This is a genomic window from Serratia sp. NPDC078593 (assembly GCF_050268245.1).
Lineage (GTDB): Bacteria > Pseudomonadota > Gammaproteobacteria > Enterobacterales > Enterobacteriaceae > JBNNGK01.
In genome coordinates this window covers 400,983-420,345 of sequence record NZ_JBNNGK010000001.1, presented here as the reverse complement: position 1 = coordinate 420,345, position 19,363 = coordinate 400,983, and the positions used below count along the sequence as shown (strand labels likewise).

Below are 19,363 nucleotides of genomic sequence, written 5' to 3'. Positions count from 1 at the left end.
TTCCTCCGAATTACAGTAGCGCGACGGCGAGAATGACCACGGTCACCACGATGGTCACTGCCCATAGGGCTTTAACGATGGGCCCTGGCCCCATTTTCTCACTGTTGACCACGATGTTGGCTGCTTTGGGCGCCAGATCGAACCAGGTTTTGGTATGCAGTGCGGCGGCCAAGAGTGCGATGATATTAATCAGCAGCACCAACGGATTTTGCAGGAAACCAACAAAGCCGGCCCAGCCTTCCGGCCCGCCCTTCAGCGCGAATACGCCGTAAAGTAGGACGATGCTAAACCACACCGCCAATACGGAGGTGCCTTCACGCAGCATATAGAAACGATAAAATCCCAGTTTTTGCCACCAGGTTGGCGTCATCGTACGCACATAAGGCTTACGTTGTGTTGTCATGGCTGTCTCCTCTCCCTTATTGCGGCTTCAGCATGGCGATCATGAAGTCTTTAGCGCTTTCAACCTTACCCTGCTGGATAGCGGCGGCGGGATCGACGTGTTTCGGGCAGACTTCAGAGCAGTAACCCACAAACGTACAGCTCCAGACGCCATTTTGGCCGTTCAACTGTGGCATACGTTGTTGCTTACCGTGGTCGCGGTTATCGAGATTGTAGCGATGCGCCAGGGTGATCGCCGCCGGGCCAATAAACTCAGGGTTTAGGCCGAACTGTGGGCAAGCGGCGTAGCACAGGCCACAGTTAATGCAGCCAGAGAACTGGTGATACTTTGCCATTTGCGCCGGAGTTTGCACGTTTGGCCCGTCTTCCGGTTTGCGATCGTTGCCAATAATATACGGTTTAATGGCTTCCAGACTTTCGATAAAGTGGGTCATGTCGACCACCAAATCACGTTCGATCGGGAAGTTACCCAAGGCCTCCACCTTCATGCCGTCAGTGTATTCGCGCAGGAACGTCTTACACGCCAGTTTCGGTACGCGGTTGACCATCATGCCGCACGAGCCGCAAATTGCCATACGGCATGACCAACGGTAAGAAAGGTCAGGCGCTAGGTTATCCTTGATGTAGCCCAGCGCATCCAGCAGCGAGGTTTGTTCATCGTAGGGTACGTTATAGGTTTCAAAATGCGGCTCAGCATCACATTCCGGGTTATAACGCATGACCTCGATTTTCAGGGTTTTCATCTCAGCCATTCGCCTGCTCCTTATCCTTTTTCTCCTGTGCGTCGGCTTCAGCACCGTAAACACGTTTGGCCGGTTGCAGTTTGGTAATTTTCACGTCGCTGTACTCCAAGCGAGGCACGCCGTTCGGATTATGGAACGCCAGCGTGTGTTTCAGGAAGTTAACGTCGTCACGTTCGGTACAGCCTTCATCCAGACGCTGATGAGCGCCGCGCGATTCTTTACGGTTGAAGGCCGAGTGGGCCATACATTCCGCCACGTCAAGCCCGTGGCCGAGCTCAATGGTGTACAGCAGGTCGGTATTGAACACGCTTGACGTGTCGGTGATTTTTACCCGTTTAAAGCGCTCTTTCAGCTCCGACAGCTTATCGATAGTTTTTTGCATCAGCTCTGGCGTGCGGTAAATGCCGCAGCCTTCTTCCATCGACAGGCCCATTTCATCACGAATCTTCGACCAGTTTTCGTTGCCTTCCTGCTTCATTAAGTTGCTGAGCATGGTATCTACATCACGGCTCTGAGCATCCAGCGCACTGCCGTTTGCCGGGCTGCTTTCTAACGCACGGCGTGCCGCATGTTCACCGGCCACCCGGCCAAAGACCACCAGCTCTGCCAGCGAGTTAGAGCCGAGGCGGTTAGCACCGTGCAGACCGACAGAGGAGCATTCACCCACGGCGAAGAGCCCTTTGATGCGTGTTTCGCAGTGTTGATCGGTTTCAATACCGCCCATCGTATAATGTGCGGTAGGGCGGACGGGGATCGGATCTTTCACCGGATCCACGCCAACATAGGCTTTGGCCAGTTCGCAAATGAACGGCAAACGTTCAAGCAGTTTTTTCTCGCCCAGATGACGTAGATCCAGATAGACCACATCACCGCGCGGTGTAGCGACGGTGCGGCCAGCCCGCCATTCGTGCCAAAACGCCTGTGACACTTTGTCACGCGGGCCAAGCTCCATATACTTATTCTTTGGTTCACCCAGTGGTGTTTCTGGGCCCATACCGTAATCTTGCAAATACCGGTAGCCGTCTTTATTCACCAAGATACCGCCTTCACCACGGCAGCCCTCGGTCATCAGGATCCCGGATCCCGGTAGGCCCGTTGGGTGATACTGGACGAACTCCATATCGCGCAGCGGTACGCCGTGGCGGAATGCCATCCCCATACCGTCGCCGGTCACAATACCGCCGTTGGTGTTATAGCGATAAACGCGGCCTGCGCCGCCGGTGGCCATCACCACGGCGTTGGCGCGAATTTGCACGCGGGTGCCTTCCATCATATTGATGGCGATCAGACCGCGCGCCTGGCCGTCATCCACCATGATGTCGAGGACGAAATGCTCATCAAAGCGCTGGATTTGCGGGTATTTCAGCGAGGTTTGGAACAGGGTGTGCAACATATGGAAGCCGGTTTTATCGGCTGCGAACCACGTCCGTTCGATCTTCATGCCGCCAAAACGACGTACGTTGACTGAGCCGTCAGGTTTTCGGCTCCACGGACAGCCCCATTGCTCAAGTTGGGTCATTTCGCGTGGGCAGCTATGAACAAAGTGGTCCACCACATCTTGCTCGCACAGCCAATCGCCCCCGGCGACCGTGTCATTAAAGTGGTAATCATAGGAGTCGTGATCTTGGGTGACCGCGGCTGATCCGCCTTCCGCAGCAACCGTATGGCTTCGCATTGGATAGACCTTTGAGACCAGAGCGATTTTTAATTGGGGATTGGCCTCCGCAGCGGCTATCGCTGCGCGTAGTCCTGCGCCCCCGGCGCCAATAATGGCGAGATCGGCATTAAAGGTTTGCACTGCATTCCTCCAGTAAGCTTGTTAAAAACGGCAAATTAACTATCTATACTTAAAATTAAGAAAATAATTCGACTGCTAATCAAATGGCGCTTTGTTTTACCTTTAAACGTTAAGGATAGATAACTCCTACCAATTATAGGGGTTTGACTATACCTAAAGTTAAGTAGTAGAAATTTGATGTGATCGATTGTTTTGTCTTTTATTCGTTTCGCCAGAGGCATTACTGAGAAAATAACGTCTTTTATTCCATTTACCTTTTATTAACCTTATTAGTAGTGGTTTATATAATCATTATAAACTTTATGGTTTTAATTCCGTTCTATTGTGGTTTTAGCCAAGAATTTGTTTGCTTGGCGTGATGCGAGTAGACTGCATCCCCTGTTTGATTTCGGAGTAATTACCATGAGCGAAACGGCAAGCTGGCAGCCGAGTGCACCTATCGCCAATTTGTTGAAACGCGCAGCGATCCTCGCTGAGATCCGGCGTTTTTTTGCCGATCGCGGCGTATTGGAGGTTGAGACGCCGGCGATGAGCCAAGCAACGGTGACCGACGTCCACCTGTTTCCTTTCCAGACGCATTTTGTCGGCCCCGGCGCCGCGGAAGGGATGACGCTGTACATGATGACCAGCCCGGAATATCACATGAAGCGTCTATTGGCTGCAGGTAGCGGCCCGATATACCAGATGGGGCGTGCGTTTCGTAATGAAGAGTCCGGGCGGCACCATAACCCAGAATTCACCATGCTCGAGTGGTATCGCCCACATTACGATATGTATCGGCTGATGAATGAAGTGGACGATTTATTACAGCAGGTACTGGATTGCGATAGCGCGGAAACGTTGTCCTATCAGCAGGCGTTTTTACGTCATCTGAATGTTGACCCGTTATCTGCGGAAAAAGCCCAACTGCGTGAAGCAGCAGCCAAACTTGATTTAAGCAATATTGCGGATGTTGAAGAAGACCGCGATACGCTGTTGCAGTTATTGTTCACCGTTGGCGTTGAGCCGCATATTGGCCGCGAAAAACCGGCGTTTGTTTACCATTTCCCAGCCTCGCAGGCGGCACTTGCTGAAATCAGCACGGAAGATCATCGGGTAGCGGAGCGCTTTGAGGTGTACTTCAAGGGCATGGAGCTTGCGAATGGTTTTCGTGAATTAACCGACAGCAATGAACAGCGCCAGCGTTTCGAGCAGGATAACCGCAAGCGTGCGTCACGCGGACTGCCGGAACAGCCGATTGACTTCAATCTGTTGGATGCCCTAAGCCACGGTATGCCCGAGTGTGCCGGGGTGGCGCTGGGCGTCGATCGTTTAGTGATGCTGGCGTTGGGCGCGGAAAGTTTGAGCGAAGTGCTGGCCTTCCCGGTGATGCGAGCATAAAGCACTTTTGCGTTGCGGCAGGGTTAATTGCTCAGAGCACTTAAAGATAGGCGTAGCCGCCGCTTAAAATGGGTTAGAACGACGACGTAGACATCATCAAAAAGGCCAGCAGAATGTATGCTGGCCTTTTTTGTTCCCGCTATTATAACCCGCCAGATTCGCGCTTGGTATTTGGCGCAGGGGTCGATGAAACGGCGTGGCCGTTATTATTGATGCGTGACAGCGTTTCAGTACGCACCTGGAAAGGCGGGTACGGCAGAATAATACCGTGCTCGCGATAACCGGCCAAAATCAGCTGGTGAATTTCGTGACGCAGCGGCATTCGGTGGCCCATTTCTGCGGCGTAAATACGCAATTCGAAGATCTGGATACCCTGTTGCAGATCGACCAGATAGACTTCCGGCTGCGGATTATCCAGCACCAGCGAACAGCGTTCGGCGGCATCGGTTAGGATCTTGGTGACTTCTTCACTGTTCGCTTCTGCGGGGGCTGGCACGGTCATCACAACACGTGTGACCGAGTCGGACAGTGACCAGTTGATAAATTGTTCGGTGATAAATGCTTTGTTGGGCACGATGATTTCTTTGCGATCCCAGTCGGAAATCGTGGTGGCGCGGGTGTTGATCTTAGTGATGCTGCCGGTCAGATTACGAATCGTCACGGTGTCGCCGATGCGGATCGGTTTTTCGAACAAAATGATCAGGCCAGAGATAAAGTTGGAGAAAATCTCCTGCATGCCAAAGCCTAAACCGACACTGAGTGCGGTCACCACCCACTGTAATTTCGACCACTCGATGCCGATCCAAGCGAAACTGAGGATCGCCCCAAACAGCAGCAGCAGATATTTAGTGATGGTGGTGATGGCATAGCCAGTGCCTGGCGTCAGATCCAAATGTTGTAATACCGCCAGTTCCAACAGCGCGGGTAAGTTTCGCACCAATTGCATGGTAACAATTAACACCAGGATGGCGATCAAGACGGCACCAAGCGTGATCGGCTGTACGCTGTCGATACCGTTAACCGTCGACGTCACATCCCATAGCGTAATGTTTTCCAGAAATGCAAAGGCGGAATGGATCTCTGACCACAAGACGATCACCGACACCAGTGCGATCATGGTCAGGATCGAGCGCACCAGCCGCAACGATTGCGCACTGATCGCATCCAGATCGATCTCGGACTCATCGACATCCATTGCCCCTTCATTACTGCTGGTGAAGTGGGGAGAGGGCGTGTCTTCTTCCCCGCGCGCACGCTGAGCCAGAATATCGGCGCGCCGCTGTTTGGCGCGATCAAACGCGATGCGTCGACGTTGGATTAGCATCCAGCGACGAATAATGTGATACACCACTAACAGGAAGAACCAAATGGCAACCGAGGTTTCCAGGCGTGCCAACAGCGCTTGTGCCGTGGTCAGATAACCGATCGTCGAAGCCAGAGCGGCGAGCAGCGGTGCGGACAACAGCAGTCCCCACAGCGCCGTGTTGAGCATATTCTCGCCGGAACCTTTTTTATCCAGATACAGCGGAATTCCTGCGCGTTTCAGGCTGTTAGTGACCAGGCTTAGCGCCACACACAGTAAAATAAAGCACAAACGCCCCAGCGTATTGGAAAATTCTCGGTCATTCAGGTTATCGAAGGTAATTAGCGCCATGATCAGCGGCACAATGAGCCAGATCGACATTTTATAGTAGCGCATCGCCCGTGAAACCTGCCGCACTGGCCAGCGGAAGTGCACGATAAACAACCCTTGCGGATGGGCGAAGGCGGCGCTGATCATACACACCCACAGAATCGGTAGCGTGGCGGTAACACCATCACCGATGGCGACAGCAACCGGGTATGGCCAGGCATTTTGCAGACCGAAGCCGAGTGCCGCCCACAACACTGGCAGCGGCAAGGCGACCAGAATTGACCAAAACACGGTTCGCAGCGTCAAATAGAACTGATCCTGCGTTACTTTGCCGACTTTACTGCTCGAACGCGCCAGAAACGCGTGATAGTGCTTACGTGAACTGATGCTGAAAATCACCAAGAGCAGAGCACCAAATATGGGAATCAACGTGCTGCGGCTGGTGACCATCATCATCGACGCGCCGCTCAGTTGCGCCAGCGTATCAAGCGACAGCAGCCGCGTAAGATCATGGGCGACATTCAGCGGATACGACAGGGTTAATGGGCTGACATCGGGAACCCAGAAAAGGTAGCGATGGGTGGCGTCTTTGATTTCATTGAGCGCATCCACCAACTGAGTGTTGGCCACTTTTAATTTAGTCAACTCAAGAATTTGCGTATCACAACCGGAAAGTAGTGAGTTGAGTAACTCGCGCTGGGTGCGGAGTTGGGCGTCGATAATACGCTGCTGTGCAGGCGTCAGGTCGGAACCGTCGTCTTGTTTGATGCTTCGCGCGCGTTGTGGCAACTTTTCCAACTGGTTTTCAAACTGCAACCGCTGCACGCGTAACTGCGCCATGTCGTTGTCCAACTGCTGCGGTTTTGGCATTTCAGGCAGCGTTGACACTTGTGCTCTCAGGGTTTCGCCCAGTACCGACGATGCGCCCAACCATTGTGCCTGTTCGATGATCGTGCTGAGCGCTTGGCGTACCTGCAACGTTTGCGAGGCGGCCTTACGCTGCTGTGAAGAGATCAAATCCATCCGTTGCGCCTGATTGTTCAGCGCGGTGGATAACTCACGGTTAATTTGCAGCTGTTGACTGATACTCTTCGGCAGTTCGCCGCTTCGCTCGGCGAGCTGTTCGGTTTTTTCGAGCGCCAATTCGGCCTCGCGTTGGCGCTGGCTGTTCAGATTATTGCGCAGCGCCTGCAGCTGAATATCCAGCTTCTCATGGCGTTTTTTATACACATCGGCCCGCATGCGCGCCAGTTCCTGCCGATTATTGGCGGAAAGTTGCGCCAGCTCTAACTCGTCGACTTTTGCCTTGCGTGCTGCGGCCTCCGCTTGTAATAGCGAAAGTTGCGCCAGCGCATTTGCCGTCGTCGGATTAGCGGGTTGTGCCTGCAAGCGACGTTGCGTCTCCGTCAGAGCCCGTCGAGCTTCGGCTTGCTGTTGCGGTAACTGGCCGAGCGAGTCGCTTATTTCACGCGTGCGCTCCTGCTCCTGCTGCAAGAGACGTGCTTGTTCGAGCAGTTGGCTGCTGGTTTGCAGAATTTGCTGTTCGAGTTCGCTGGTGGGCAGATTCTCGCCGTTTGGCAGGATTTTAGCTTCTTCAGTCGTCAATTGACGGCGCAGTTCCTGCGTCATCTTGGGGAAATCGTCAATGACCTTTTGATACTGTTGCGAACGGGTGATCGATTCTTTGCGTTCAGCCAAACGGTTGATGGCGCTTTGCAGCGCCTCAACCGTTTCGGCCTGATTAGGCGCACTTTTATTGTCTTCGGCCTGTTTCAGCTCCTGCTTGAGCTGTGATTCATCGGGCAGTGGAGCAGCCAGCGCCGATTGAGCCAATAAAAAACCGAGCAGTAACGTCGTAATAATCAGGCGCACAGCATCCGTTCCTTTATTCTGACTGAGGTGATTCAGCCGCCGCCACGGCAGACACTTCGGCGAATGCTTCGCCCATGCGGGTGACGGTGCCAGTGTTCAGACGCGGTTCAAAGTGCACGCTACCTGGGGTAAACAGGTTAATGACCGTTGAGCCGAGCTTAAAGCGACCCATTTCTTCACCCTTCTGCAAGTGGATCGCACCATCCATGCCGGATGCTGGATAGGTCCAGCGTTTGATGATGCCTTCACGAGGTGGTGTGACGGTGCCCGCCCAAACGGTTTCGATGCTGCCGACAATCGTCGCGCCGACCAGAATCTGTACCATTGGCCCAACTGCGGTATCAAAAACGCAGATCACTCGCTCATTACGGGCGAACAGATTTGGCACATTGGCTGCGGTCAACGGGTTGACCGAGAACAAGTCGCCGGGCACGTAGATCATTTCGCGTAATATGCCGTCACACGGCATATGAACGCGGTGATAATCACGTGGTGCCAAATATATTGTAGCAAATAAGCCGTTGCGGAACGTTTCTGCCAGTTGATAGTTGCCGGCCAGCAGCGCTTCCAGGCTGTAATGATGCCCCTTCGCCTGGAAAATTTGATCGTCACGAATAGGCCCGAGTTGACTCACCGCACCATCGGCCGGGAGCGCCAACACATTAATGTCGCTGACGATTGGGCGTGCACCCTCACGTAATGGACGCACAAAGAACTCGTTGAATGTCGAGTAGGAGGCCAAGTCTGGGTTGTGTGCTTCCTGCATGTCAACACGGTAAACGCGAGCGAAAGCCTTGACCACTAATTGCGTCAGCCAGCCTGCTTGTTTATCAGCCCCCCAGCCAGTCAGACGCGTCAGCGCCAGCTTTGGTAGCCAATACTGTAATTTAATTTTTATGCTATCCAGCACATTAACCTCTTGAATAAAAAAGGGGCGCGCAGTTTAACGGCGGCAGTACCGCTGTTAACGCCCGCCCGATAGACTTAGCCGTTGGCGTCAGGAAAATTCTTGCGAACCTTCACTTGAGCCATGCTTTCCAGAATGCGGTGATAGTTATCGAAACGCTCTTCGGCGATATCGCCGCGCTCGACGGCTGCACGAATGGCACAGCCGGGATCGTTATCGTGGGTGCAATCACGGAATTTGCAACTGCCCAGATAATCACGAAATTCGACAAAACCACGGGTGATTTGTTCAGGCTCCAAATGCCACAGACCAAATTCACGCACTCCAGGCGAATCGATCACATCACCGCCATGCTGGAAGTGATAAAGACGAGCCGCCGTGGTGGTATGTTGCCCGAGGCCAGAAACATCGGAAACTTCATTTACCAGAATTTGCTGTTTGGACGGTGGCAGCAGCGCGTTCAATAAGCTGGATTTGCCTACGCCAGATTGCCCCGCGAAGATGCTGATGCGCCCGGCAAGCGCTTGCTCAAACGCTTCCATACCTTCACGCGTTCGGCTAGACACCTCCAGTACGCCATAACCGATAGTGCGGTAAATGTTCATCATACTGTCAACCAGCTTGCGTGCTTCGTCGTCCAGCAGATCAATTTTGTTCAGCACGATCAACGGCTCAACTTCTAGCGTCTCGCAGGCGACCAAATAGCGATCGATAATATTCAGTGATAGTTCCGGCAAGATGGCGGAAACGATCACGATCTGATCGATATTGGCCGCGATCGGTTTTACGCCATCGTAGAGATCGGGGCGGGTGAGCACAGAGGTGCGCTCGTGAACGGCTTCAACGATGCCTTTTACCCCTTCATGGGTTCCCAGGCCGGGACGCCACACAACCCGATCGCCGGTGACCAGCGAACGCAGGGTTCGACGAATATTGCAGCGATGCTGGCTACCATCTGCCGCTTCAACATCGGCGTGCATGCCAAAGCGGCTGATTACGACCCCGTCTTGCGGCTCGCCCAGTTGGGAATCGTCCAGTTCCGGTTTGTTATCAGTGCGCTTAAGACGACGCTGATGGTTCGCCTGCACACGGCGTTGTTGACCTTTCGACAGTTTGTTCTTACTCACTGCGCCTCACTCTCGGCTTTTATCGCTCGTCGCGACCAAAAAGACTATGATACACGCTATTTTATATTAAATAACCGTTGTTGGATGTTCGGCATGGCGTACCTGTGCATATCGACGCGCAACAGCGGTGGCCATTGAGTTTATAAGTAGGAAATATCATGACAGGAAACGAAAATAACCTGATTTGGATCGATCTGGAAATGACCGGTTTAGATCCTGAACGTGATCGCATTATCGAGATTGCTACGCTGGTGACGGATGCTAATCTGAATATTTTGGCGGAAGGGCCAGTCATTGCGGTTCATCAGTCAGACGAGCAGTTGGCGCTGATGGATGATTGGAACGTGCGGACGCATACGGGGAGTGGATTGGTTGAACGGGTAAAAGCCAGCCAGTATGACGATCGCGCCGCCGAACAGGCAACGTTGGCCTTCTTAGCGCAATGGGTGCCAGCGGGTAAGTCACCGATATGCGGCAATAGCGTTGGGCAAGATCGCCGCTTTTTGTTCCGTTATATGCCGCAGCTTGAAGCCTATTTCCATTATCGCTATTTGGATGTCAGCACCTTGAAAGAGCTGGCGCGCCGCTGGAAGCCGGAGATTCTGACGGGCTTTCAGAAGCAGGGGACGCATCAGGCATTGGATGATATTCGCGAGTCCGTGGCCGAGTTGGCGTATTATCGCGAGAATTTTATACGGCTGTAATACCGGTATAGCGCCAGTTTGGGCTTGATTAGCCCGGTTTTCTTTATGATTGAATGGTTAGCGAACGATTCCGGCTGGTAAATTCATCATATTGGCGCATTAATCGGCAATCAAACAAAAAACGCGTTTTTTTGCTTTTAGGGGCTTGCGGCAAAAAGGATTTCTCGTATAATGCGCACCCCGTACCGATGAAGAATTTAGAAAAGTTCGGCTATCGATACGATGCGGGAATAGCTCAGTTGGTAGAGCACGACCTTGCCAAGGTCGGGGTCGCGAGTTCGAGTCTCGTTTCCCGCTCCAAATTCAACAATGTTGCCATTTGCAGCATGATGAATAAAAAGTAGTACTAGCAGTTACCATGCGACGCGGGAATAGCTCAGTTGGTAGAGCACGACCTTGCCAAGGTCGGGGTCGCGAGTTCGAGTCTCGTTTCCCGCTCCAAAATTTCAAAAGCCATCTTTACTGGCGGATGCCTAAAGCATCTCTTGTGTGCGGGAATAGCTCAGTTGGTAGAGCGCAACCTTGCCAAGGTTGAGGTCGCGAGTTCGAGCCTCGTTTCCCGCTCCAATTTTCTCCCCTTTGTCATTTAAAGCCGCGCCCTAGCAGGCGGGAATTTTTGCTTTGTTAACAAACACAAAAAATTCTGTGAACAGAGTTATCCACAGTTCGTGTTTATTATCTCGCCTGATCAAAAAAACAGCGCAAAACAAATGAAATATTTATTTCATTGATTTTTAATGATTTTTAATTATTCAAAAACGTTATCTCGATCACTTGCTCTTTTTGTGACGTTTGAAAGACAAAGCATTTTTATTTTTATGCACAAGTCCACAGGGCGTGAAGTGAAGCCGGAGGCTGCGCTCAGCGAGGGGCTGTTATGCATCCCTCGGTAATCCTTTTTCTACGGCGCGAACCAAGCGTTTGTGCTGGTTACTTTGAACTTCAATCCCTTGATCGGCACGTCGAGCCAGCTGTTGTTGTAATGCCCATTCAATATGTTCATCCACTAACGCATGTTCCCCGAGCCGTGAACGTAACGCCATGACGACCAGATCTTGATAGGGCGCATTGCCTAATGCCACGGCGATATTGCGTAACCAGCGTAAGTGCCCGATGCGCCTAATGGCTGAGCCTTCGGTAATACGCAAGAACTTCTCTTCGCTCCAGCCAAACAGCTCAATCAGTTGTGGCGCGTGTAATGCCGCACGCGGGCTGAAGTCATCCTCATCGGTCAGCTGCGAGAAACGATTCCATGGACAGATTAATTGGCAATCGTCGCAACCATAAATTCGATTGCCCAGCAGCGGGCGAAATTCCTCTGGAATCGCCCCTTCCAACTCAATGGTCAGATACGAGATGCAGCGCCGCGCATCAACGATATAGGGAGCAACTATTGCGCCTGTTGGGCAAGTGGTAATGCAGGCGACGCAGCGGCCACATTGTTCCTCTTGTGGTTGATCCACTGGCAATGGCAAATCAATCAGTAATTCGCCAAGAAAGAACCATGAGCCCGCTTCGCGATTGAGGATAAGTGAGTGCTTGCCAACCCAGCCAATACCAGCTTTCGAGGCTAATGCGCGCTCCATAATGGGGGCAGAGTCGACAAAAGGCCTAAAATTCAGTTCTCCGCAATAGGCTTGAATTTGTTCACCCAGTTTTTTTAACCGTTGACGCAAGAGTTTATGGTAGTCGCGTCCTAAGGCGTAGCGGCTGACATAGCCCAACGCTGGGTTATTTAAGGTACTGGCAAACGCGGCTTTGGCGGGCAGATAGTTCATCCGTACGCTGATAACGCGCAATGTGCCTTGTAATAATTCATGCGGCCGCGCGCGCAGCATGCCGTGGCGCGCCATCCATTCCATTTCACCGTGATATTGTTTATCCAGCCATGCTTGTAATTTGGGTTCTTCTGCACTCAAATCGGTATCGCAGATACCGACCTGCTGGAATCCTAGCGATTGCCCCCATTGCTTGATATGTTGGGCGAGTTGATTGAGATCGAGGGGGTGTGTCATGACGGGCCATAATGAAAAGGAATACTGCTCTAGTTTATCACACTCTGTTTGGTCTGCGGACTGGATCAGGCAAGCCGAACCGCTAGCCGCGGCTTCGCTTGGCATTACGCTTTACGATTTAATGCGGCGTGCTGGAGGCGAGGCTTATCGGTTGGCGCGTGATGCGTATCCGGCCAGTAGACATTGGTTGGTGTTGTGCGGCCACGGCAATAACGGCGGTGACGGTTATGTCGTGGCGCGTCTTGCCGCGGCAGCGGGCATTAGGGTTACGGTGATAGGCTGTGACGGCAGCCGCTCATTGCCAGTCGAAGCGGAAGCTGCGCGCCAGGCTTGGCTTGACGACGGAGGTGAACTTCACTCTGCCGATTGTTGTTGGCCAACGGATATTGATTTGATTATCGATGGGCTAGTAGGCACCGGATTACGCTTTGCACCACGCGCGCCGGTCGATGCATTGATTGAGGAAGCCAATCGCACTGGTGTGCCGATTGTTGCGTTGGATATACCTTCCGGCTTGTTGGCGGAAAACGGTGCGGCCCCCGGTGCCGTGATTCGCGCGAGCCATACCTTGGCTTTTATCGCCTTGAAACCGGGGTTACTGACCGGCCAAGCGCGGGATTGGGTCGGGCAACTTCATCAGACTACGCTAGGATTAACAGACTGGCTGAGGCAGCAATCCGCACAGTTTCATCGCCTTACCGCCAGCGACCTGTCCACTTGGCTCAAACCGCGCCGCCCCTGCTCGCACAAAGGCGAACACGGGCGTTTGTTGTTGGTTGGCGGGGATAGCGGGTTTGGGGGTGCGATACGCATGGCTGCAGAAGCCGCATTACGTAGCGGTGCAGGATTGGTGCGAGTACTCACTCACAATCAAAACATTGCCCCTTTGCTGGCAGCACGACCGGAGCTTATGGTGCAGTGTTTGACGGATGATCATTTGCGGCAAGCTGAGCAATGGGCGGATGTGGTGGTGCTTGGCCCGGGTTTAGGCCAAGGCGAGTGGGGTAAGAATGCGCTGAAAGTTCTGCAAGCCAGTGATAAACCGGCATTATGGGATGCTGATGCGCTTAACCTGCTGGCAATAAATCCTGAGAAGCGTCAGAATCGCGTGATAACACCGCATCCCGGTGAAGCGGCGCGGCTATTAGGCTGTCAGAGTGCCGAAATTGAAAGCGATCGCTTACTTGCCGTACGGCGGTTGGTCAATAAGTACGGCGGTGTCGCGGTGTTGAAAGGGGCTGGCACATTGATTGCTGCCGAGCACCATAAGATGGCGATTGCCGATGTTGGCAACGCAGGTATGGCGTCTGGCGGCATGGGTGATGTTCTTTCAGGTATCATCGGTGGTTTGCTGGCGCAAAAGCTCTCGCTGTATGATGCAGCCTGTGCCGGATGTGTGGTGCATGGTGCCGCCGCTGACAGCGTGGCAGAAGAACAAGGTACAAGAGGGCTGCTGGCGACCGATTTGTTGCCTGTCATTCCTCATTACGTTAATCCTCAGTTGGCATAATAGATATTATCGAATGAATAAACTCGTACTACCTCTGCCGGATGAGGCAGCGACTGTTGCATTGGGGGCCGTGTTGGCGAAGTCATGCGATCGCGCCACTGTTATTTATCTTTACGGTGAATTGGGCGCTGGAAAGACCACGTTCAGCCGCGGTTTCTTGCAGGCATTAGGCCACCAGGGCAATGTTAAAAGCCCGACTTACACGCTGGTTGAACCCTATGCGCTACAGCCGTTGGCGGTGTACCACTTTGATTTGTATCGATTAGCCGATCCAGAAGAGCTTGAATTTATGGGCATCCGCGATTATTTCGCCCAGGATGCCATCTGCTTGGTGGAATGGCCGCAGCAGGGCACCGGTATATTGCCGGAGCCGGATTTGGCATTGCACTTGAGCTATCACGATCAGGGGCGGGAGGCGTGCTTCGAGCCGCTTTCTACCTATGGCCACCAACTCATCGACCGAATCCACGAGCAACAGGGATGACGCCAACATGATGTATGGTTTAAAAAGAATCCTGATGGTTACTCTGGTGGCAGCGCTAGGGCTGTGTGGTGCAACTTACGCGCTGGCGGCAAGCTCTTCGCTATCTGATATCAAAGTGACTAATGCGCAACGCGAGGCTACCGTTTCCGTTAGCTTCAATGGTCCACCAGCTTATGCCTTTTTCCCATTACATTCACCGGAACGTGTGGTGTTGGATGTGAACCAAAGTAGTAAAGTTAATGGTTTACCATTGAACTTTAGCGGAAAAAATTTGGTCAAGCGCATTCGCACCAGTACGCCGAAAGATGCGCAAAGCGTACGACTGGTTTTTGAACTGACCCAGCGCGCGAAAACCCGAGCGATAACGCAGAAAAATGGCAATGTGTATACCGTGGTATTTACCCTCGCGGCAGAAGGCAGTGCCAACACCACCGTGCGTACAGCCCCGGTAACCAATAAACCCGTCGTCAGCAAACCGGCGGTGAGTCAGCCAACGGTTGCTGAAAAACCGTCAGAGCCGGTTCGCCATAAGCCGACGAGTTCATCGGCTTCTAATCCGTTTAAGAACAAGCCAACGGTAGTTTCCGGTACGGCCACGGCGGATACCCCACGTAGCAGTCGCGTGACTGCGGGGTCGGGGAATCGTGTGGTAGTGGCGATTGATGCGGGTCACGGCGGTCAGGATCCGGGGGCCATTGGCTCAAATGGGCTACGTGAGAAGAATGTCACTATTGCCGTTGCTCGGCGTTTACAGACGTTATTGAACGACGATCCAATGTTTAAACCGGTATTAACGCGTAACGGCGACTATTTTATATCGGTGATGGGGCGCTCGGAAGTTGCACGTAAGCAAGGGGCCAACGTATTGGTTTCTATCCATGCAGATTCTGCACCTAACCGCAGCGCTACCGGTGCTTCTGTTTGGGTGCTTAACAACCGCCGAGCCAACAGTGAGATGGCTAACTGGCTAGAGCAACATGAGAAGCAGTCGGAGTTGCTTGGCGGCGCGGGAGATTTGCTGGCTAACAGCCATGCCGATCCTTATCTGAGCCAAGCGGTGTTAGATTTACAGTTTGGGCATTCACAGCGTGTTGGCTATGACGTCGCGGTTAAAGTTTTGGGCGAGATGCAAACTATTGGCGTGTTGCATAAGCGCCGTCCGCAACCGGCCAGTCTTGGTGTATTGCGTTCACCCGACATTCCTTCTTTGCTGGTGGAAACCGGCTTTATCAGTAATCCTTCGGAGGAGCGGCTGCTAGGCAGTAGCGCGTATCAGGAGAAAATAGCCAAAGCGATCCATCGTGGTCTGCGTAACTATTTCCTGGCGCATCCGCTACAAGCCGACCCAAAGATGGAAAACCGCCCGCTGGACGTCGCAGCGGCGGTTAACTCCTCGGCGACAGACGTAAAACCCGTAGCTCGAGCCGCGACCCACGCTGTGTTCCGTGGGAATACGCAAATCCATGTGGTGAAGCAGGCGGAAACGCTCTCAGGTATCGCCAATCATTATGGGATCAGCATGGCGGCATTGCGTGAGCTAAACAAATTGAAGAAGGATGGCGTTTGGGTTGGTCAGCGTTTGCAAGTGCCTGCGGGGCACTCGGCGCTGAAAGCCGCCAGCCAAAATACCTCCAGACATAAAGTGGTGCGCGGTGATACGCTATCATCCATTGCTTCACATTATGGCGTGAGCGTCAGTGCGCTGAAAAGCGCCAATAAGCTGAGGTCGGATGTTGCACCGCTGGATCGGTCATTGATCATTCCGCGGGCGTAACGCGATTTTCAAGGAGTCAACATGCCAATCCAAGTGTTACCACCCCAGCTTGCCAATCAGATTGCCGCCGGGGAAGTGGTCGAACGCCCCGCCTCGGTAGTGAAAGAATTGGTGGAGAATAGCCTAGATGCAGGGGCGACACGGATTGACATTGATATTGAGCGTGGTGGCGCAAAACTGATCCGTATTCGAGATAACGGCTGTGGCATCGGCAAGGCTGATTTGGCGATGGCGCTGGCACGGCACGCGACCAGTAAAATCAGTACGCTTGACGATCTGGAAGCGATCATGAGCTTAGGGTTCCGTGGCGAAGCATTGGCGAGTATCAGTTCGGTGTCGAGATTGACGCTGACGTCGCGTACGCAAGCGCAGCAGGAAGCTTGGCAGGCTTATGCGGAAGGGCGCGATCAGGCGGTGACGGTCAAACCGGCGGCGCATCCGGTGGGCAGTACGGTTGAAGTCCTTGATTTGTTCTACAACACACCGGCGCGGCGTAAGTTCATGCGCACTGAAAAAACCGAGTTCGGTCATATCGATGAAGTGGTGCGGCGCATTGCGCTGGCGCGATTCGATGTTGCTATTAACCTAAGCCATAATGGCAAGTTAATGCGCCAGTACCGGGCGGCAAAAGAAGAAAGCCAGCATGAGCGCCGGCTTGGCAGCATTTGTGGCCCGGCTTTCTTGCAGCGAGCGTTGGCGATTTCTTGGCAGCATGGCGATCTGACCATTCGTGGTTGGGTGGCCGATCCTGACGGCGCTCGCCAATTGGGTGAGATGCAATACTGCTACGTCAACAGCCGCATGATGCGCGATCGGTTAATTAACCATGCGATCCGCCAAGCTTATCAGGATCAATTGAAAGAAGATCAGCAACCGGCCTACGTGCTTTATCTGGAGGTGGATCCGCATCAAGTGGATGTCAATGTTCATCCGGCCAAGCATGAAGTGCGTTTTCATCAGGCGCGGTTGGTGCATGATTTCATTTACCAAGCGATAACCACGGTGTTGCAGCAGGCGGGTAACGTACCGTTGCTGCAGGAGGAAGATACGGATACGCAAGACGGGATACCGGCATGGCAACCGGAAAATCGCGTAGCTGCGGGAGGGAACCACTTTTCGCAGCCTGCGCCGCGGCGTGAATCCGCCCCGTCAGCGGTACCTGCGGTACGCGAGCGCGTAGCGCAATATCACGGTGCTTCTGGCTATCAGAAGCGTGAAGGGGAACTGTATGGCCGTTTGATGCAGGCCGCGGTAGAGCCGGTGACGGCGCCGAGTGATGGGGCAAAAGCGCCGCTGTTTCCCGCGGCGAATGCGAGTCAGACCATGCCGTTAGCCGGTGGTCAACACAGTTTTGGCCGGGTGTTGATGATCTATCCGCCGTGCTACGCGTTAATAGAGCAGCGCCAACAACTGGCATTGCTTAATTTGCCGGTGGCTGAACGTTGGCTACGCCAAGCACAGTTGACCCCGCCGGAAGAGGGCTTACGACCTCAGCCTTTGTTGATTCCCATTAAGCTGTCACTGGAAAAAAATGAAATCGCGGCTTGTACCAAACATCATGCAACTCTAGTGAAAATGGGTCTGGACCTGCACGTTGATCACGGGCGTGTGACATTGCGTGCAGTGCCTTTACCATTACGCCAACAAAATTTACAAAAATTGATACCGGAGTTGCTAGGCTACTTGGCCGAACAACAAGAGATATCGCCTGCGATGCTTGCGACCTGGGTCGCTCGCCATTTAGGTAGTGAATACGAACAGTGGAATACTTCACAGGCGATACAATTACTGACCGACGTTGAACGACTTTGCCCACAGTTGGTCAAATCGCCACCGAACGGCCTTTTACAACCTGTTGATTTACAGGCTGCACTGGCAGCCCTTACGCATGACTGAAAATGAAATGACACACCGTCCCCCGGCAATTTTTATCATGGGGCCTACGGCATCAGGTAAGACCGCGTTGGCGATGGCGCTGCGTGCACGTCTGCCCGTAGAGCTAATTAGCGTTGATTCAGCGTTGATATATCGTGGTATGGATATCGGCACGGCCAAACCCAGCATGGAAGAGTTAGCGCTGGCACCGCATCGGCTGATTGATATTCGCGATCCCGCCGATGCATATTCCGCGGCAGATTTTCGTGCTGATGCCCTGAAAGCGATGGCTGACATCACTGCCGCCGGGCGCATTCCGCTGTTAGTCGGCGGAACCATGCTATATTTCAAAGCGTTGTTGGACGGTTTGTCGCCATTGCCGTCTGCGGATCCTGCGGTGCGCGAGCGTATAGAACGACAAGCTGCAGAGCAGGGTTGGGAAGCATTGCACCGTCAGTTACAGTCGATTGATCCGGTCGCGGCACTAAGAATTCATCCGAATGATCCGCAGAGACTGTCCAGAGCACTGGAAGTTTTTTTTATTTCGGGTAAAACTTTAACGGAACTGACTAAAATTTCGGGTGAATCGTTGCCGTACCGTGTTCACCAATTTGCGATAGCGCCTGTTAGCCGTGAGTTGATCCATCAACGCATTGAGCTGAGGTTCCATCAAATGTTGGCAGCAGGTTTTGAAACGGAAGCGCGCGCACTGTTTGCGCGGGGTGATTTGCATACGGATTTGCCTTCCATTCGCTGTGTCGGTTATCGCCAGATGTGGTCATATTTATCGGGCGAGATTAGTTACGATGAGATGGTTTATCGTGGTATTTGCGCAACACGTCAGTTGGCCAAACGCCAAATGACCTGGTTACGAGGTTGGGAGTCGGTCCATTGGCTGGACAGTGAAAAGCCGGGAGAGGCTGTAGACTCAGTAATGCAGGTTGTTTTGTCCAATTGATCTTAAGCTGTAGCTTCATGGTGTGTAGGAATCCTTAAGTGCTTAGACCGTTAAGTCACTGGGGCAATACGCGTAGCCAAGGTTGTTACAGCTTGAAAGATGAAGGATATAGTGCATAGGTCGAGTGATTGTGTACAATTGATGAGTATTCAGCGCGCAAATTTTTTAGGTCGTTTATTTT

At 53.0% G+C, this 19,363-nt stretch carries 14 protein-coding genes and 3 tRNA genes; 10 read left to right on the top strand and 7 right to left on the bottom strand.

Translation table 11 applies throughout. The features are described from left to right. Window positions 1–10: 10 nt before the first annotated feature. From frdC to frdA, 3 genes are read right to left on the bottom strand one after another with little or no spacing between them, the layout of a single operon-like run. The gene (gene frdC, locus ACQKDS_RS01895) at window positions 11–403 is read right to left on the bottom strand and encodes a fumarate reductase subunit FrdC (protein WP_399664186.1); all 393 of its coding nucleotides are present in this window, start codon (window positions 401–403) and stop codon (window positions 11–13) included. 16 nt (window positions 404–419) lie between these two features. Then, entirely contained in the window at window positions 420–1,154 is a 735-nt protein-coding gene (locus tag ACQKDS_RS01890; RefSeq protein ID WP_399664189.1) for a succinate dehydrogenase/fumarate reductase iron-sulfur subunit, read from the bottom strand. Next, complete coding sequence (gene frdA, locus ACQKDS_RS01885; protein WP_399664191.1) at window positions 1,147–2,943, bottom strand: fumarate reductase (quinol) flavoprotein subunit; 1,797 nt, start codon at window positions 2,941–2,943, stop codon at window positions 1,147–1,149. Before frdA ends, ACQKDS_RS01890 begins: the two co-directional genes overlap by 8 nt. Window positions 2,944–3,345: 402 nt before the next feature. Here frdA and epmA point away from each other — a divergent pair, with 402 nt between their 5' ends. After that, window positions 3,346–4,323: an elongation factor P--(R)-beta-lysine ligase gene (gene epmA, locus ACQKDS_RS01880; RefSeq protein ID WP_399664194.1), complete on the top strand. Its 978-nt coding sequence runs from the start codon at window positions 3,346–3,348 to the stop codon at window positions 4,321–4,323. Window positions 4,324–4,465: 142 nt separating this feature from the next. Here epmA and mscM read toward each other — a convergent pair whose 3' ends face one another. The 3 genes from mscM to rsgA form a co-directional block, all read right to left on the bottom strand. Then, the gene (gene mscM / locus ACQKDS_RS01875; RefSeq protein ID WP_399664201.1) at window positions 4,466–7,828 is read right to left on the bottom strand and encodes a miniconductance mechanosensitive channel MscM; all 3,363 of its coding nucleotides are present in this window, start codon (window positions 7,826–7,828) and stop codon (window positions 4,466–4,468) included. 13 nt (window positions 7,829–7,841) lie between these two features. Beyond that, entirely contained in the window at window positions 7,842–8,738 is an 897-nt protein-coding gene (asd, locus tag ACQKDS_RS01870) for an archaetidylserine decarboxylase (protein WP_399664204.1), read from the bottom strand. Window positions 8,739–8,812: 74 nt separating this feature from the next. Continuing rightward, window positions 8,813–9,862, bottom strand: coding sequence for a small ribosomal subunit biogenesis GTPase RsgA (rsgA, locus tag ACQKDS_RS01865; protein ID WP_399664207.1), 1,050 nt, complete (start codon window positions 9,860–9,862; stop codon window positions 8,813–8,815). Between the two features lie 158 nt (window positions 9,863–10,020). On the opposite strand from rsgA, the gene orn reads away from it, so the two are divergent. The 4 genes from orn to ACQKDS_RS01845 all read left to right on the top strand — a co-directional run bounded on the left by orn (window position 10,021) and on the right by ACQKDS_RS01845 (window position 11,133). Beyond that, window positions 10,021–10,566 carry an oligoribonuclease gene (gene orn, locus ACQKDS_RS01860; protein WP_399664210.1) on the top strand — a complete coding sequence of 182 codons (546 nt, stop codon included), beginning with the start codon at window positions 10,021–10,023 and terminating at the stop codon, window positions 10,564–10,566. Between the two features lie 224 nt (window positions 10,567–10,790). Continuing rightward, window positions 10,791–10,866 (top strand) — tRNA-Gly (locus ACQKDS_RS01855). 65 nt (window positions 10,867–10,931) lie between these two features. Then, a tRNA-Gly gene (locus tag ACQKDS_RS01850) sits at window positions 10,932–11,007 on the top strand. 50 nt (window positions 11,008–11,057) lie between these two features. After that, window positions 11,058–11,133, top strand: a tRNA-Gly gene (locus ACQKDS_RS01845). A gap of 308 nt (window positions 11,134–11,441) precedes the next feature. On the opposite strand, the gene queG is transcribed toward ACQKDS_RS01845, so the two are convergent. After that, window positions 11,442–12,581, bottom strand: coding sequence for a tRNA epoxyqueuosine(34) reductase QueG (gene queG / locus ACQKDS_RS01840; protein ID WP_399664213.1), 1,140 nt, complete (start codon window positions 12,579–12,581; stop codon window positions 11,442–11,444). Here queG and nnr point away from each other — a divergent pair. From nnr to miaA, 5 genes are read left to right on the top strand one after another with little or no spacing between them, the layout of a single operon-like run. Beyond that, window positions 12,580–14,091, top strand: a complete 1,512-nt coding sequence (nnr, locus tag ACQKDS_RS01835; RefSeq protein WP_399664216.1) for a bifunctional ADP-dependent NAD(P)H-hydrate dehydratase/NAD(P)H-hydrate epimerase — start codon at window positions 12,580–12,582, stop codon at window positions 14,089–14,091. The genes queG and nnr overlap by 2 nt on opposite strands. A gap of 13 nt (window positions 14,092–14,104) precedes the next feature. After that, entirely contained in the window at window positions 14,105–14,575 is a 471-nt protein-coding gene (gene tsaE / locus ACQKDS_RS01830; RefSeq protein ID WP_399664218.1) for a tRNA (adenosine(37)-N6)-threonylcarbamoyltransferase complex ATPase subunit type 1 TsaE, read from the top strand. Window positions 14,576–14,582: 7 nt separating this feature from the next. Continuing rightward, window positions 14,583–16,349 (top strand): N-acetylmuramoyl-L-alanine amidase AmiB, encoded by a 1,767-nt coding sequence (amiB, locus tag ACQKDS_RS01825; RefSeq protein WP_399664221.1) that lies wholly within the window; start codon window positions 14,583–14,585, stop codon window positions 16,347–16,349. A gap of 21 nt (window positions 16,350–16,370) precedes the next feature. Then, a complete protein-coding gene (gene mutL, locus ACQKDS_RS01820; RefSeq protein ID WP_399664224.1) occupies window positions 16,371–18,245 on the top strand; it encodes a DNA mismatch repair endonuclease MutL in 1,875 nt (624 codons plus the stop codon). Further along, a complete protein-coding gene (gene miaA, locus ACQKDS_RS01815; protein WP_399664226.1) occupies window positions 18,238–19,182 on the top strand; it encodes a tRNA (adenosine(37)-N6)-dimethylallyltransferase MiaA in 945 nt (314 codons plus the stop codon). The genes mutL and miaA overlap by 8 nt, the downstream gene beginning before the upstream one ends. The last annotated feature ends 181 nt before the right edge of the window (window positions 19,183–19,363 follow it).